This window comes from Candidatus Poribacteria bacterium (genome assembly GCA_021295715.1).
In the GTDB taxonomy this organism is placed as follows: Bacteria; Poribacteria; WGA-4E; order WGA-4E; family WGA-3G; genus WGA-3G.
Window position 1 is genome coordinate 29,961 of record JAGWBV010000079.1, and the last position, 16,146, is coordinate 46,106.

Annotated in this window: 18 protein-coding genes and 1 pseudogene; 8 read left to right on the plus strand and 11 right to left on the minus strand. The window is 48.6% G+C overall.

Going from position 1 to position 16,146, the window contains the following annotated elements; translation table 11 throughout:
• Window positions 1-63: 63 nt before the first annotated feature.
• Complete coding sequence (locus J4G07_17495; protein MCE2415782.1) at window positions 64-648, minus strand: hypothetical protein; 585 nt, start codon at window positions 646-648, stop codon at window positions 64-66.
• Between the two features lie 327 nt (window positions 649-975).
• Here J4G07_17495 and J4G07_17500 point away from each other — a divergent pair, with 327 nt between their 5' ends.
• Genes J4G07_17500 through J4G07_17510 form a run of 3 tightly spaced genes read left to right on the plus strand, consistent with a single transcriptional unit; the run spans window position 976 to window position 3,605 of the window.
• Entirely contained in the window at window positions 976-2,043 is a 1,068-nt protein-coding gene (locus J4G07_17500; GenBank protein ID MCE2415783.1) for a PD40 domain-containing protein, read from the plus strand.
• A gap of 19 nt (window positions 2,044-2,062) precedes the next feature.
• On the plus strand, window positions 2,063-2,806 hold the full coding sequence (locus J4G07_17505; GenBank protein ID MCE2415784.1) for a phytanoyl-CoA dioxygenase family protein: 744 nt from the start codon (window positions 2,063-2,065) through the stop codon (window positions 2,804-2,806).
• A 37-nt stretch (window positions 2,807-2,843) separates the two neighbouring features.
• Window positions 2,844-3,605 carry an SDR family oxidoreductase gene (locus tag J4G07_17510; GenBank protein ID MCE2415785.1) on the plus strand — a complete coding sequence of 254 codons (762 nt, stop codon included), beginning with the start codon at window positions 2,844-2,846 and terminating at the stop codon, window positions 3,603-3,605.
• A gap of 24 nt (window positions 3,606-3,629) precedes the next feature.
• Here the strand turns inward: J4G07_17510 and J4G07_17515 are convergent, their stop codons facing one another.
• The 4 genes from J4G07_17515 to J4G07_17530 are packed head-to-tail and all read right to left on the minus strand — an operon-like array spanning window position 3,630 to window position 5,457.
• Window positions 3,630-4,349 (minus strand): DUF3179 domain-containing protein, encoded by a 720-nt coding sequence (locus J4G07_17515; GenBank protein ID MCE2415786.1) that lies wholly within the window; start codon window positions 4,347-4,349, stop codon window positions 3,630-3,632.
• Window positions 4,350-4,370: 21 nt separating this feature from the next.
• Entirely contained in the window at window positions 4,371-4,658 is a 288-nt protein-coding gene (locus J4G07_17520) for a DUF3179 domain-containing protein (protein ID MCE2415787.1), read from the minus strand.
• Between the two features lie 57 nt (window positions 4,659-4,715).
• Window positions 4,716-5,141 carry an HNH endonuclease gene (locus J4G07_17525; GenBank protein MCE2415788.1) on the minus strand — a complete coding sequence of 142 codons (426 nt, stop codon included), beginning with the start codon at window positions 5,139-5,141 and terminating at the stop codon, window positions 4,716-4,718.
• A complete protein-coding gene (locus tag J4G07_17530) occupies window positions 5,131-5,457 on the minus strand; it encodes a hypothetical protein (GenBank protein ID MCE2415789.1) in 327 nt (108 codons plus the stop codon). The genes J4G07_17525 and J4G07_17530 overlap by 11 nt, the downstream gene beginning before the upstream one ends.
• 318 nt (window positions 5,458-5,775) lie before the next feature.
• Here J4G07_17530 and J4G07_17535 point away from each other — a divergent pair, with 318 nt between their 5' ends.
• The 5 genes from J4G07_17535 (at window position 5,776) to J4G07_17555 (ending at window position 10,762) form a co-directional block, all read left to right on the plus strand.
• On the plus strand, window positions 5,776-6,846 hold the full coding sequence (locus tag J4G07_17535; GenBank protein MCE2415790.1) for a M42 family metallopeptidase: 1,071 nt from the start codon (window positions 5,776-5,778) through the stop codon (window positions 6,844-6,846).
• 65 nt (window positions 6,847-6,911) lie between these two features.
• Window positions 6,912-7,751: a hypothetical protein gene (locus J4G07_17540; GenBank protein ID MCE2415791.1), complete on the plus strand. Its 840-nt coding sequence runs from the start codon at window positions 6,912-6,914 to the stop codon at window positions 7,749-7,751.
• 151 nt (window positions 7,752-7,902) lie between these two features.
• A complete protein-coding gene (locus tag J4G07_17545; GenBank protein MCE2415792.1) occupies window positions 7,903-8,886 on the plus strand; it encodes an aldo/keto reductase in 984 nt (327 codons plus the stop codon).
• Window positions 8,887-8,942: 56 nt separating this feature from the next.
• Window positions 8,943-9,830: a phytanoyl-CoA dioxygenase family protein gene (locus tag J4G07_17550; protein MCE2415793.1), complete on the plus strand. Its 888-nt coding sequence runs from the start codon at window positions 8,943-8,945 to the stop codon at window positions 9,828-9,830.
• 107 nt (window positions 9,831-9,937) lie between these two features.
• Window positions 9,938-10,762 carry a phytanoyl-CoA dioxygenase family protein gene (locus J4G07_17555; GenBank protein ID MCE2415794.1) on the plus strand — a complete coding sequence of 275 codons (825 nt, stop codon included), beginning with the start codon at window positions 9,938-9,940 and terminating at the stop codon, window positions 10,760-10,762.
• 48 nt (window positions 10,763-10,810) lie between these two features.
• Here the strand turns inward: J4G07_17555 and J4G07_17560 are convergent, their stop codons facing one another.
• The 6 genes and pseudogenes from J4G07_17560 to J4G07_17585 all read right to left on the minus strand — a co-directional run.
• The gene (locus J4G07_17560; GenBank protein ID MCE2415795.1) at window positions 10,811-11,221 is read right to left on the minus strand and encodes a F0F1 ATP synthase subunit epsilon; all 411 of its coding nucleotides are present in this window, start codon (window positions 11,219-11,221) and stop codon (window positions 10,811-10,813) included.
• A gap of 51 nt (window positions 11,222-11,272) precedes the next feature.
• Window positions 11,273-12,659, minus strand: a pseudogene (gene atpD, locus J4G07_17565) (F0F1 ATP synthase subunit beta).
• Window positions 12,660-12,857: 198 nt separating this feature from the next.
• Window positions 12,858-13,970 carry a transposase gene (locus J4G07_17570; protein ID MCE2415796.1) on the minus strand — a complete coding sequence of 371 codons (1,113 nt, stop codon included), beginning with the start codon at window positions 13,968-13,970 and terminating at the stop codon, window positions 12,858-12,860.
• A 243-nt stretch (window positions 13,971-14,213) separates the two neighbouring features.
• Window positions 14,214-14,657, minus strand: a complete 444-nt coding sequence (locus J4G07_17575; GenBank protein MCE2415797.1) for a DUF1992 domain-containing protein — start codon at window positions 14,655-14,657, stop codon at window positions 14,214-14,216.
• 78 nt (window positions 14,658-14,735) lie between these two features.
• A complete protein-coding gene (gene atpG, locus J4G07_17580) occupies window positions 14,736-15,614 on the minus strand; it encodes an ATP synthase F1 subunit gamma (protein MCE2415798.1) in 879 nt (292 codons plus the stop codon).
• A gap of 181 nt (window positions 15,615-15,795) precedes the next feature.
• A partial coding sequence (locus tag J4G07_17585; protein MCE2415799.1) for a F0F1 ATP synthase subunit alpha occupies window positions 15,796-16,146 on the minus strand: 351 nt, incomplete at its 5' end.

Genomic DNA, 16,146 nt, shown 5'->3' on the forward strand with positions numbered 1-16,146 from the left:
TCTCAGTATACGAAACCTGCCACTTTCCAACGTAAGGGATTAACAACGATTGCGAAATTGTGCCTACAGTGCACCTGCTGGCGAACTCCCAGCACCTACCTTGACGTGTGTATCCGCCAACTGCGTTTCCACGTGCGCAATACACTCCTGAAGGTTCTGAAATGGGGAACTCGGATATGACTCTATACTAAAATTCAGGTCGTTCTCACCGAAGGTTACCATATCCACACCGGGTTTCGCGAATTTACGGACGTTAATGACGGCATCCACAGATTCGATCTGTAAGATGAGAATGCCGGTATTGTTCCACCACTCGGCGTATTCAAGGCGGTCCAAGCCCTGTTTTATGCCGTAAGCACCGCTGGGACCCCAACTCCGTTTTCCCATCGGCAGATAGTAGAAGAAATCAATTGCTTCGTCCACCGTTTCAACGCTCTCGACCTGTGGTACAACAATAGCAAGGGGACCCAAATCCAACAGATTCCCTATGAGATACGCGTTGCGCGTATGTTTGATACGAAGTTGGACACCGACATCGAATTCGCTCGCCATTGCACAATATTCGACGAGTTGGTCTTCATTTGCGGGTCCATGTTGATGGTCAACACTAACTAAATCGTAGGCACCTTGACCGAGAACGGCTTCCATTTCGTCGCGGGTGCAACCGAACGGGACACCAGATGCAATGTTAATCGCTTCCTTATTATGAATGCGTTGTTTTAAAGACACGGGGATGCCCTCCTTGGGACTCAACCAAATTGTGATGTCTATTATAGGGGTTTTGAGATTTTTGTCAAGTCTTTTGAAATCACAAACTCCTCTAACTTTCCTCAAAGAGACATGAAATTTAGAGAAGACCGACAGTTCAATGGTGCTGTGAAACGCGAAATCAACCGAAACCTTGAAAATTTTACGAAATTTTGTTAATCTGTATTCTTAACAACAGGAGGAATCTGTGTATTAGGAACGGCGTTGTTGCTAAGTGGAGGTCTGCTATTCACAGTCAACTGGGCAGACGCTGCTAATAGTGAGTGGATCTCTTTCGCATCCAATCGAACAGGAAACTTTGATATCTATGTCGTGGACACCAACGGCGAAAACCTCCGCAACTTGACGAACCACCCGGCACGCGAATTGGAACCGGCGTGGTCTCCTAATGGACGTTTCTTGGCTTATGTCTCTAACCGGGACGGCGGAGATTTCAAAATCTATGTCATGAATACAAGAACAGGAGAACAGCGGCAACTCACAGACCACCATGAGAGCGAATGGGCACCGGCTTGGTCTCCAAATGGAAAATGGATTGCCTTTGTCTCCCGTAGCGATGAAATTGTGCCGCCGGTTAAATTTAAAATAACGAGCCACATCTACAGAATAGATGCCAACGGTGCAAATCTGGTGCAGTTGACAGACCAAGGGAAAAACCTTCGACCTGCGTGGTCTCCCGATAGCAAACAAATCGCGTTCGTGTCCTACCATCGGGGTGAAGAGAGGATAGGTCTCTACATAATGGATGCCGATGGGAGAAAGTTGAGACGCGTCGGTGACCAAAAGGTACAGGCAGTTAATGGAATATTTCAAAGTGAGTGTGCTTGGTCTCCCGATGGCAAACAGATCGCTTTTAGTATTGTAGTCCCAAGGAATGATCGCATGCACTTGTGCGTGATTGACGTAGATGGTAAAAACTTTCGTCAACTCACCCAAGGTGGTCCCATATTAAAACCAGTGATAGCAGAAAAACCAGTAATAGCGGGAAAGCAACCGCCACCCACTTTTCCGTTTCCGGAGATTCGCCAACCTACGTGGTCGCCGGATGGAAAACAGATTGCTTATGTCTATTCGACAAACTTTTTTTCTGCTGACATCTATGTTATAGACGCGATGGGAAACGGACGCGGGATGCCGCTTGTGACGGATGCAGGTGTAAAGGATACAGGACGAAATCTATCTCCTGCGTGGGTGCCGGAGGGGTTTCTCTCTGTATCCCCAACTGGGGAGAAGCAAATAACGCTCTGGGGGAGACTCAAGCATCCTGACAAGTAAAAACTGCGGAGAAGAATTAATGCATACCATCCATTCCACTTTGACGGAAGCGGAGAAGTGGTATTTCGATTTACACGGGTTCCTCGTTTTACGGAACGTTATCCCAAAAGACGAAATTGAAGAGATGCTAAAGGTGATTCAACATTGGTTGACAATTGACGAAGTTGACATTCCACCGCCGCTCGATCGCGGGCTACAGGAGCCTTGTAAGACACACATCGGACATATCCAGTATGGGCATCGTCTTTTTGAAGACCTTGCGATGAATCCTGACATTATGCGGGTTGTGGCGGGATTGACTATGAACGCCCCACGGCTGTTTCACTGCAATTTCACGATGATGACGAAGCACGATGCTCCCCAACATTTTCATCGTGACGACAGCGGGTTCAAATACGATTACCAAGCCGCCGCTGGACATATCTATTGCAGCCACATTGCGACATGGGTCGCACTCGTGGATGTCCCACCCGGAACTGGCTTTTGCCTTGTCCCCGGCAGTCATAAATCTCTGTTTCAGACCCCCGAGAATCTGCCTGTGAAACACGATCCACCGACCTCAATTACACTCCCGATGGAGGCAGGCGACGTAGCGATCTTCTCGACGAATCTGCTCCACGATGCGAGTCCGTGGACAGAGGATTACCCACGGATGAACATCTTCCAACGTTACCAACTGAGTGCTTATTTCAATGAGACTGGAAAAGGTGGATACCCACTTGACGAATATCGCGATAAAATCTCGGATGCCCAATACGAATAACGGCAGTAAAACCCGTTTTACCCAATGGAGGATAAGAATGCGTTTAAAAGGACAAGTCTGTATTATTACGGGTGGTGGAAGTGGTATCGGCCGCGGTGCCGCCCTCGCAATGGCACAAGAGGGTGCGACGGTTGTCATTAACGGTAGAACAGCATCGAAATTAGAATCTGTCAGTGCTGAAATTTCGGACGCGGGCGGGACAGCAGCGAGTTACACACTCGATGTGGCTGACTACGACGCTGTCGAACAGATGACTGCCGATGTGCTCGATAAATTCGGACAGATTGATGTGCTTGTGAACAACGCCGGACACAGTTCACAGCATCGACGACTCCTCAACACGCCCCCAGAGGAGATGCGTTCGGTTATTGATTCCAATCTAATCGGCACATTTTTCTGTACGAAAGCGGTTGTGCCGGCGATGCTGGCAGCGAAATCCGGGACGATTATTAACATCTCGTCGCTTGCGGCGGTCACCCCGGGTCCGTTTAGCGGTTTCGCTTACGGCGCGGCGAAGGCGGCGGTTATTAATTTCACGGAATTCCTCAACGCCGATTTACGGAACACCGGTATCCGAGCGAGCGTCGTTGTTCCGGGTGAAGTGGCAACACCGATTCTCGACAAACGTCCGATTCCACCGGATGCTGCCGCACGCGAGATGATGGTAGATGTCGACGAGACTTCAGCGGCGATTCTGCTAATCGCAACGCTACCGCAGCGGAGTAATATCCCGGAATTAGTCATTCGCCCGACGATGCACCGGAATATGACAGGTGAAATCGTCGAACTGGACGATTAATGTTTTTGGACTTATTGAACTCGATTACCGGTATATCGAGGTTTCAGGATAGTAGCGCGCCCATGCGAACCAATAGATATTGACAGCAGGCAGCCGCTCTAAACGGTTGCCTTTATCTTTACCCGATACTGCTTCGCCGGTAACGAGATTCCAAGGCGTCCCGGTATTGTCCGTTACAAAGTACCTATCTTGGTGACTAAAGGTCCGCGCCTCCCCCGCTACGCTCCGATTAAAGACCGCCGTTGCGAACGACGTTTTATCGTGAAAGATGAGTAGCGGCACCTCACCGAGTGTATCGTTGATAACAGCAGTTTTCGTAAAATGTGTCAATGGATACGCGCGAAATTGCGTGTTACCCTCCTCAGCCTGGATCTGAACGCCGATGACGAGAGACTTGTTAGGTAACCTGTCATCGGTGTACTCCATCCCGCTGACACCTGCGCGCTGGCTGGCGTGATAATCTGCATAGACATCTTGACTCTGGTTCTCACGCATTCCAACTCTGGTAGGTACGGACAAAACCTCTGTTTTTGGATAATTAAGTTGCCATGCCTTCCACGCTATCTGTGGCATAGAGGCGAGTGGCTTCAACTGTTTACCTTTGAGCGGTCCTCGTATCGCTTCCCCAGTGATATGCGACCAGAGGGAACGGGTCTGATGGTCATACATTAACAGGGCATCTCTCCACAATTTACCGCTAACACCAAACGTATAGGTCTTCCCGTCAAGTTCCCGGCTATACACGATAGCCGTTTTGCAGAGCGGTCACCACGTCGTGGCGATTTTCAGTCCACCGACAACGTCGTTGACGATTTCGTGTCCGTTCAGCAGATAGAGTGAATAGGCATGACTTTCGTCGTTGAAGGTTACGCCAATGACAGGGGCATCCGCGTCTAACTTTGCTCCGCTGGCTGGCACAAATTGAGGATCGGTGATAGCCGGGATGGCGTCAAAAGGTAATAGCGTTCGGATTGCGTCGTCTGTATAATCTGCTGCGGTTGCGCAGAGAGTAACAAAGAATAGTAGTATGAGGATGCGTATGTAGTTTTTCATGATCCTTTCCTTGCTGTTCGTGCACAGAATGTATAACAGTATTATTGCTTTTAGCCTCTACGTAGATGGCTGCCCACTCGCGAATTGTAACAATCTTCTTCTGTTAACATGTTCAGGACGATTCATATTCAAAGCATCAATTGTTGCTCTGCCTGACAGTGTGCGTCCGATAATATAGAGAAGATTTTCACTCCACATAAAGTGTCGTTTCCACCGTTTAGTTCTCGGATTAAAAAGTGGACTTTGTTGACCGGTTTGTGGGTCGCGGGCATGTGTTTTAGTGTGCTTATGTGTGTTGCACCATGGACACGCCCATGCCAAATTGGCTAATTCGGTTTTTCCGCCGGCATTTCGTGGGAGGATGTGATCACAGTGAAAGGATGCATTACTGACGCTGTCAGATGATTGGCAGTACTCACAAAGCCCGTTTGCACGCTCTCGTACACGGCGACGCAGGGCAGCAGGAATGGACTCAGAAGGCATTAATTCCCTCTTTTAAGCCTAATTCGGCAGTAACCTCGCCTAATGTTTTTTCTCTCTCCTGAGCCAAAGTGATGAGGGCTTCAATGCGTTTTAAGTTCCTTGCTTCTAATTGACTCAGCAGGGCTTGATACTCTGTCAGTTCATCTTCGCTTAAGGTCTCATTTTCACACTTACGCCACAATTCCTGATACCGCTCTTGCTCCTTTTCAGGCAATTGCGAGTTTTCTTGAATGATTGCTAATAGCAAAGCTTCTTTATCGGCACTGTGTTTTTGCGCCCAGTCGAAGTTAGAATCGTGTTTGTTGGTTTGTGCCATTGGACTTTCTCTCCAAGTCTAAATCTGAACAAATATTGAGACGAAAGTGTTTGTCTAAGAGATTTTTAGTACTTGCAGTGGTTAAATTCAGTATAGCATGCGAAACAAACAGATGTCAAATTAAAAAGGAGAGTCCTATCAACGTTTACATCACTTCGCGTTCGTAAGAAACGGTGTTATTAACGTTTGTGTTGCTTTACGTTAATAAAAAATAGTACAAGCTTCTATTGGATATAAATCCACTTAAAAGTTGGCACAAAATCGTAGGCGTGCTATAATGCTCGCAAATAATAGCACAATCACCAAAGGAATGCATAGATGAACGAAACATCAATTGAACTCCTCAAATCATTGACACAAGCAGATGGAATCCCCGGCTACGAAACAGAGGTACGCGAGATTTTTCGTGATGCTGTCGCTGATGTTGGTCCAATCGGGACAGACAGATTAGGAAGTATCTTTTGCACGCGCGCTGGAAATGCTGAACAACCCCGAATCTTGCTGGATTCACATTTAGACGAGATCGGTTTTGTTGTGCAAAATGTCACGGATAACGGATTCGTCAAGTTTCTACCGCTCGGCGGCTGGTGGGCACACACACTTTTAGCACAACGGGTCACGATTACAACGAAGTTAGGTAAAGTGCCGGGAGTGGTCGGCTCTACACCACCGCATTTGCTCTCAGGATCGCGTGATAAGGTCTTAGACATGAAAGACCTGTTTATCGACATAGGGGCGGAGAGCGAAGAACAGGCAGCTGAGGAGTTTGGCGTATTACCCGGATGCCCAATTGCCCCTTATGGACCCTTTATGCCGTTGAAAAATAGCAAATTGTTCTCTGCCAAAGCGTTCGACAATCGTGTCGGTGTAGCGATTGTAATTGAAGCACTTTTGAGACTTGATGAACATCCGAATACCGTCATCGGAGCAGGGAGCGTGCAAGAAGAGGTAGGACTGCGAGGTGCGAGGACGATGGCGGCAAGTGTGGAACCCGACCTCGCAATTGTGCTTGAGGGACCCCCCGCTGATGATACGCCAGGATTAAGCGTCGGCTCGACACAAGGGAAACTTGGCGGCGGTGTGCAAATTCGGATCATCGATTCTTCAATGATTGTCAATCCGAAGTTGGCAGATTTTGCGATCGAGACAGCAAAGCGACATGAGATACCGTACCAACTTGGTGTGCGTCAATCCGGTGGAACGGATGGCGGTGCCATCCATCAATCCGGTAGAGGTGTGCCGTCCGTTGTGCTCGGCGTGCCATCGCGTTATATCCATAGCCATGTCTCAATCATTAACATTGATGACTACACCGCAGCGTTGGACTTGACGATGCATCTTGCGAGCGAAATTGACGCATCTGCTTTGGAAGGATTTCTGTTCGGTTAGGCATTCAGTTCGTCCCGCTGTCCGTTTGTTTTAGAATCCCTAAATCCACTATTGGAGGATAAGTAATGGAAACCACCTTACCGAAAATCTCGTTTTGTAAGCATCACATCAGTAAGTTGGTGATTGGGGATAATCCAATCTACGGCTATTCTCACTTCAACCAACTCCTTTCGCAGCACCAACAAGAATACCACACACCAGAGCGTGTCGTAGCAACGCTCAAACGGGCAGAAGAGGCTGGACTTAATGCATGGCAGAATAGCTTAACGGAACGCTCACTCTCCGACCTACAGCGGTACCGAGAAGAAGGTGGCACCATGAACTGGTTCTGCCTCAGTCCGGGTGGACTTTGGTATGAGGAACCGGACGCTGTCTTTGAAGCGGCAAAACACAACCCGTTCGGTATGGCACCGCACGGTGGGGGTGTTGGTCACAGGTGTTTGCGCGAAAATAGGCTCGATCACCTACAGGACATCCTCAAACGGGTTCGTGATACGGGTGCTCTCGTTGGATTGTCTGTCCACGATCCGAAACTCCTACATATCGCTGAAGACGAGGATTGGGATATAGACTACTATATGACTGGGCTTTATAATCTACACGGCGGTGCTGACAAGTTCAGGGAGAAATTCGGCTACGCGCCTCTCGGTGAAATCTACGCGCGGGAGGATCGCGATGAAATGTGTAAAGCGATACAGCGTACAGATAAGCCGTGCCTCATTTTCAAAGTACTCGCAGCAGGCAGGACCGTTGGAAGTTCGGATCAGATTCGCGAAGAGGTGAAATTCGCGATAGAAAACACCAAATCGATTGATCCGCTCTTACTCGGTATGTATCAACAATTCGGCGATCAGATCGGCCACAACGCGCAGTTGATTACGGAACTCTGTGCGGAATTAGAATAGATCGAATATTAGCCATCAGCGGAATAGCAATCAGCAGTCGGCAAAGAAGCAGTCAGTAAGAGGATTTTGTTAAACGAAACCCTCTTTACCGATAGTTTCCGATAACCATTTTTACTGACTGCTGACCGCCATACATCATGGAGGCTGAAAAATGGAGATGCGAACGTGTGGAAAATCTGGAATTGAAATCTCAACGATGGGCATTGGATGTTGGTCATACGGTGGTGGCGACTATTGGGGACCGCAGGCACAATCAGATGTTACCGCTGTTGCGAACGCGGCATTAGATGCTGGCATTAACTTTTTCGATACAGCGGAGGGATATAACAACGGACGCAGCGAAGAGGCACTCGCCGTTGCACTGAAGGGCAGGCGAAATGAGGCTGTCATCGGCACGAAGGTAACCAGACCAGATCCCGCTACGATACGTGAACACTGCGAAGCGAGTCTCAACCGGTTGCAAACGGATTATGTTGACATCTATATGATTCACTGGCCCGACGATGAGATTGCTATCGAAGAAAGCATGGCTGAACTCACACGCTTACAGGAGGATGGGCTTATCCGTGCCATCGGCGTAAGCAACTTCGGAGTGGAGCAACTCACGGCGGCTCTTAACACAGGCGCGACTATCGCCGTGAATCAACTCTGCTACAACCTACTTTCACGGGCAATAGAACCGGAATTGCTTCCACTCTGCCGAGAGCGTAACGTCGGTATTTTGGGATATATGCCACTGCTGCAGGGAATTTTGACGGGGCAGTACAAAAGCGCGGAGGAGATACCATCGGTGCATTCTCGGTTCCGCCATTTTCGAGATGACCGAGAACAGGCTTCGCACGGCGAAGAAGGTGCCGAAGAAGAAATGTTTGAGACGCTGGAGGCCATCCGGGAAATAGCAGAAGCGGAACAGATTCCAATGGCTCGGCTTGCTATTGCTTGGGCAATGGCACGCCCCGGTATCACGTGCATGCTCGTCGGCACTCGAAATATCAATGAACTGACGCAAAACTTGCACGTCATCGACTACACGCCGTCTGCTGATGTGATTGAGAGTCTTGACACAATCACCACACCACTTTTAGAAAAAATGGGTGCAAACCCGGACTACTTTACAGGAGCACGTATCCATTAGTTTGGCATAGGCACAGCGCATTCTGTCCCTGAAGATAGTCAGAGAGGAAGAAATTTATGATGGAACAGTTAGGTAAATTTAACAAAGACTTAGGCAGGCCCTTGGCAACAGCACCGGCTGATCTTACGCGAACAAATGCTGATGGTAAAGCGGTTGTTCCTTTAACACAAGAACAGAAATACCTGTTTGACAAAAACGGATGGCTTTTGGTGCCGGGCGTACTAACGGAATCAGAGATCGAAGAGATACGTGATTTCTGTTACCGCCTAAAGCACGACCCTGAAACGATTCCTCAACACCATCGTTCAACCTACGGTGGTCCCTTGGAAAAATTGACAGATCATCCGGTGGTCGTGGCATTCGGAAACGAATTTCTCGCGACCCCCTATCTCGCATCGGACACCTGTTATGGATTCCGCATGGAAATGAGTTTTTTGGCATTGCGCGCTACAACGGATGAGCCACCTTTCACATTCCATGCCCACAACGGCAACGGTTTGTGGAGAATGCCAGGAGATTGCCATCAATATTCTTGTCTTCCGGGTCAGGCGTATAGCGGTTTGACGCGCGTCGTCTGGGAACTCAACCCCGTGGAGAAAGATGACGGCGGGACGATGTTCATTACAGGGAGCCACAAGGCAGCTTATACTGCGCCAGAGGGCGCGCATACACAAGATTGGGAGTTCTGGGATACCTACTCCTGTCCTGCTGGATCTGTCATTATGTTCACAGAAGCAATTACGCATAGTGGGCAGCCGTGGCAAAACCCTGATACCGACCGAGTGGCAGTCTTCAACGCCTATAACTCTGTGGATAAGCGATGGAGCCTCTCGAAGCCGCCACAGGCATTGCTCGATGAAATGCCGCCCAAACGCCAGACCCTCTTCCGAGATGCCTATGTAAAGGGTAACGTTACCGGAACGAAGTTTGATATGGCATTATAAATAAAGCATCAACGAAACCGTAGCCCGAAACGAAGTGGAGGGCGGATCCTGAGCGAAAAGCGTCAAAGCACAAACCACGTCGTTTAACCGCAAGGAAAATTAAAAAGATGACACCGAAACAGCGTTATTTGTTTGATGTAACCGGATACCTTCACTTGGAAAATGTTATCACCGGCGATGCGTTAGCAGAGGCTTCTGAGGCGGTTGATAGATATATCACGACCCCTCCCGATGCATTGCCTCCGGGCTTTGAGATACAAGGACTCCATCAGCACGGGTTCGCCTTCGATAAATCGCTTGAACGTTTAACGGTGCATAAGGCTCTATGGCCGATTATCAAAGAGTTAACGGACAACCAGCCACGGTTTGCCAGGGGTTCCTTGAAGCATGACAGACACGATTTGTGGGAAGCCGGAGAGCGGGCAAAAGTGAATCCGGGCGGACTGCACTGTGCGCGTGATGATTACGGGTGGTATAGCACGCGTTACGAGGCTGGCGACGGGCGTATCTACTGCGATAACTTCGTCTGTTTTCCCTATTTTACGGAGGTCTATCCGGGGGATGGTGGCCTCATCGTAATCCCAGGTTCGCATAAGAGTGAGTTTGATCGACCAAAAGAACTGCTGACACTTAACGAAGAAGATGGCATTGACCCAATTGATGATCCCGTATTCGTCAATATTACACCGAAAGCAGGCGACATTGTGATTATTTCGGAGTTGCTAACGCATGGTGTGTTGCGCTGGAAACCGAAAGATCGAGATCGCCGGTTTCTCGTTTTACGGTATTTCCCACAGTACACCGGTAAGCATAATTTTCCGGAGCCTATTCTGAACAGATTATCCCCAGAGACGTTGGAATTGGTAGAATCCGCGGGATATGGACACATCAAAGAGATTGTGAAGCAGGATGAGGTTACGCTGACAGTGTGAACTGCATGAAATTTCGGATAGATGCACAACTTTCCCCAGCACTTGCATCTACAAATTACTTGCGGCTTTGATCCGGTTTTGTGCTCGGGCGAGTGCTGCCTCTGCTCGCGGGCGGTTCAGGTCGGGTGCGTTCGCGGTGAGTTGGGTTTGGGCACGCTCAAGTGCCTGCTCGGCACGCTCTATGTCGATTTCGGACGCCCATTCCGCTGTTTCAACTAAAACGGTGACACCTGTGCGGAGCACTTCAAAGACCCCACCACTCGTTGCCATTAACTGGGGTGTCTCAGACGATTCACGGATGCGGATCTCACCAACCTCTAAGGCGGTTAGAAACGGAATGTGTCCGGCAAGAATCTGAAAGTTGCCTTCAACTCCCGGCGCGCTCACGCTCGTCACATCCGCTTCATAAACCGACTGTTCCGGTGTCCGAATTTCAAGATGAAAACTTCTACTAAGCATAAAACGAAGTCTCCTTCCGAAAGCCGACTGCTGATAGCCGACTGCCAGTTACTAATCCGCTGCCTCTTCTAAGTCTGCGCTTTTTGCCTGTTCAAACGCTTCGTCAATCGTCCCGATATAGCGCAATGATTGCTCAGGCAGTTCATCGCAATCGCCATTTAGAATCGCTTGGCAACCTTGGACGGTATCCTCAATTTTGACATATTTACCTGGGGTTCCAGTGAACCGTTCTGCCACAAACATCGGCTGTGTCAGGAACATCTCTATTTTTCGTGCTCTGTTGACAACCAACTTCTGTTCATCCGAGAGTTCATCTACCCCGAGAATAGCGATAATGTCTTGCAGGTCGCCATATTCCTGTAGGACCTGCTTGACTCTAAAGGCGGTCTGATAATGTTCATCACCGATAATATCTTCTGATAAGATACGCGAACTGGATGTCAGTGGATCCACTGCCGGGTATCTCCCTTTCTGGACGATCGTCCGTTCCAATCTCGTCACAGCGTCGAGGTGTGCGAAAACAGAGACGACAGCCGGATCGGTATAGTCATCAGCGGGAACGTAAACGGCTTGGAATGAAGTGATAGACCCGTGTTCCGTGGAGGTAATTCGCTCCTGCAATTCACCCATTTCGGTTGCGAGCGTCGGTTGGTAGCCGACAGCGGAGGGCATCCGTCCGAGGAGTGCTGAGACCTCACCCCCTGCGAGTGTGTAGCGGAAGACGTTGTCGATAAAGATGAGAACGTCTTGCCCTTGCTGGTCGCGGAAGTATTCTGCCATAGACAGTCCGGCAAGCCCGACGCGGAGGCGTGCCCCCGGCGGCTCATTCATCTGTCCGAACACCATCGCCGTTTTATCAATTACACCGTATTCGTCAAGTTCAAGCCAGAATTGATTGCCTTCGCGTGTCCGTTCACCAACCGTGTTGTGTCGCGATGTTGTAAATGAGTTCGGCAACCAGTACTGTCTTCCCCACGCCAGCCCCGCCCAAGAATCCGACCTTTCCACCCCGGACGACCGGTTGAATCAGATCGATGACTTTGATGCCGGTTTCTAACATTTCGGTACTTGTGCTAAGTTCTGCCTGCGCGGGTGGTGGTCTGTGAATGGAGTATCGCTCGGACTCACCTGCTTCACCCTTTTCATCAATGGGCTGACCTGTCACATCGAAAACGCGTCCGAGCACAGCATCACCGACAGGAACAGTAATAGGACCGCCAGTGTCGGTTGCAACTGTGCCTCGGACTAACCCGTCCGTTATGTCCATTGCGACTGCACGGACTCGATTTTCGCCTAAGTGCTGTTGAACCTCAAGTACGAGTTCGGTTCCATCGTAACGCTGAGCTGTAACAGCATTCAGGATATCCGGCAATTCGCCTTCCGAGAAATCTATGTCAACTCGCGCACCGACAACTTCTAAAATTTTTCCTTGGTTCATTTTTTTAATTATACCTTGCGGTGGAACGGCGGGATTTGTGCCTCAACATGTCTTTCTCTGTAGCCGCCTGCGCCGTTGTTGCAGGCTGCCTAATTTGAATCATCTTGTCAATGGTACCCACACGCTAAAGCGTGGAGCTTGTGCTTCCTCGCGACTGCGGTTTTCTCTAAGAGTCCACCGTCTGACTGTCGCTCCACTTTAGGCAGCCAAGCCTGCCCGTTTGATATTGATAGCAGCGTTTACGTCTCTGTCGTGGTGTGAACCACATTCGGGACATGTCCACTGTCTATCTGAAAGAGAGAGTTCTTTGTTATGAAAACCACAATCACTACAAGGTTTTGTTGTTGCTGTCCATTGACTGATTTTGACAAAGGTTTTACCGTGTTTAGCACACTTTTGTTCGAATATCTGTAGAAACTGCCCGAAGGCATGGTCAGAGACTTTGCGTCCCCAAAGACGTTTCATGCCGTCAAGGTTCAGCGTTTCAAAACAGAGGGTATCAAACGCTGTGCAAAGTTCGGTAGCAAGTTTCCACTGCCAATCTTCTCTTTGTCGGGCAACTTTTCTGTGCTGCCTTGCCAAAGCACGACACGCACGATACCAATTGTTAGAACCTTTGACTTTACGACTCAGTGCTTTACTTAGAGACTTCAACGTTTGTAGGGATTGTTTGAAAAACTGCGGAGATGCTATCTTCTTGCTTTCGCTATTTGTGAGGAATGTTTTGTTTCCATAATCAAACCCTGCGCTCTTACCCGTCTTGGGTTTCGGTTCGGCATCGTCAACATTCTCGCACGAAAAGCATATCCAATAGTCACCGCAGTTATCACGTTTGAGTGTGATTGCCTTGATGAGACCTTTGATTTCACGGTGTTTGTGGAAGGAAAACCACGTGCCTATGCAATTGATTTTGATACGATTTTCTTCAAATGTGTATCCAGCTTGTGTGAACGTCATGGAGTTGTATTTATGACGGGGTTTGATTTTCGGTCTCCCCACTTTGCGTGTCGTTTTACCTGCTTTTCGGTCTTTGATATTGTCAAAGAAAGCGTCTTGTGCTTTACCATAACGCAGCACAATGTCTTGAACAACTTGACTCGGTAGGTCTGCCCAATGCGGTTTGGTTCGCTTTTTGAGTTTCGTGATATGCTTATTGATACGACTGGCTGAAAGGTTCTTACCGAACATGCGATAATACCGACGTGCCAAGAGCATGATATGAACGTGTATTTGCCACATATCGTCAAGCATATTGCCAAGTTTGAGTGTGTTCGATTGGTGCTGAAGTTTGAATTTGTAAGATTTTCTCATGGATTATCACGTATCACGCTTTTACCCCTTTGTAGTGGGTAGGACCGACACGCTACCAAGCGGCAACGCTACAAATGTCGGTCCAACGTGATACTCTAATTATACTACATTTTTTGCTGAAAGTCAAATGTTTTTTCAATGACAAACCTATACGCCGTCTACATCCCGCAAGCTAAAGCATGGGGATTTGACGGGGAGTGTCAAGCCATAGTTTTCTTGGCCCCTGTGCACTCCTATGCACAGTCAGAGACTCGGACATGCCTTTTGGAAGTGGTCAAGTGCTTCTGCCCGATTGATTAACGCGTATTGCCGATTTCGAGTTGGCATGAGAAGATTCACGCGTTGAATTTTCTGATTCAGGTTTTCGAGTTTTTCACTATATTGCGCAATAACGCGAGCACGTTCCTGTTGCGGATACTGCTCGACGATAGCCGCTAACCGCTCCCGACGACCTTTTAAGTTTATGAGGATTCTTTCAAGTTGCACTTCTTCCCGCTTGATTTCTTTCTCTAACTCAACCCACCGAGGCGCAAACCCGTTCTCTTTCAGAAGTCGGTTTGCCATCCGTGCCTGTGGTGTGAGGAAGGGATTCGTGTCCAACTTGATCGGTTTACCTTCGCCGGGCAAATTTGCGAATTCGCCACGTTCCATTGCCTCTTCAATCTGTTTGTTGACATTGATCGGCATTTTTTAATTTTCCCTTGCGGTTCGGTAAGGTGAATTAATGGAATGGCGGACGATCAGAGGCGCATAGTTTAAAACCCCTTAACCTTCGAGCGCGGCTGCGCCGCTTACAATCTCGGAAATTTCTGTTGTGATCTGCGTTTGACGTGCCCGGTTGCGTTGGAGAATCAGTTCATCAATAAGTTCTTTTGCCTTCTGCGTAGCATTTTCCATCGCTGCCATTCGGGCTGCTTGCTCCGCGGCGTTGGAATCCAGAAGGACTTTCCACATTTGCATGTTCAGATGTTTACCGAGTAGCATTTCAAAGAGTTCCACTTGTCCCGGTTCATAAACATAATCAAGAAAAAGTTCATCCCCCTCTGGTATTTCAGGTTCTAAGGGGAGCAGCTGCTCAATAAGCACCGTCTGAAGAATAGCAGACTTGAAGTTGTTATAGATAACCTCGACTTTATCGATTTTCTTATCTGTATAAAGATGTTCAAATTCGTGAACAACATCAACAGCCGTTTGGAACTCAAGCTGACGGAAAATATTGATGTAGGCATCGGTGATGTCGTAATCGCGCCGAGCGAAATGCTCTTGCGATCGTCTGCCGATACAGATGAGCGTCACATCGGCACCACTCTCTTGATAATGTTCTATGCGTTGTGTCGTTGTCCGAATAACGTTACTGTTGAAACTACCACACAACCCACGGTCGGCGGAGACAGAAACGATGCAGACATGCTTTGTCTCGCGTTGTTCAAGTAGCGGATGCGTTATTGCCTGATTTTCAGTATCCATCTGCGAGATGAGGTGCCCTAAGATCGTGTTGAGTTTATCGGCGTAAGGACGCGTCGCATTAATATTTTCTTGGGCACGGCGGAGCCGCGCAGCAGCTACGACGCGCATTGCATCGGTGACCTGCTCAATATTTTGAATGCTGGCGATACGCCGTCGAATTTCTCGTAAGGTTGCCATTTTTTTTACTTATAGGGTCTTGGAGTTTCCTCCTACATTTGTTGGATTTTACTACGTTCAACCCAACCTACAATATTTCAAAGCATTAAACCGAACAGCAGCTCGTAAGCGTAGCGGAGGGCGGATATACGCATATAATCGTCATTTTATCCAATCTACCTGACCGAACCGCCAAGTTAAATTAAAAGTTTTCTTTGAACGCTTTTACTGCAGTGTGTAAGGTCTCAAGGAGTTCATCGCCTAACAGCCCGGTTTCTGCAACTTCTGTGAGAAGTTCGGCGTGATTCCGGTCAAGGTATTGCAAAAATTCGGATTCAAACCGTGCCACTTCTGACTCCTCAACATCATCCAAGTAACCGTTAGTGCCACAAAAGATAGAGGAGACTTCGCGTTCGACAGGCATCGGTTGATATTGCGGTTGTTTCAGCAATTCAACGAGCCGTGTGCCGCGTAGCAGCAAGGATTGCGTTGTCGCGTCCAAATCCGAACCAAATTGCGCAAAGGCAGCAACTTCTCGGAAACTCGCGAGATC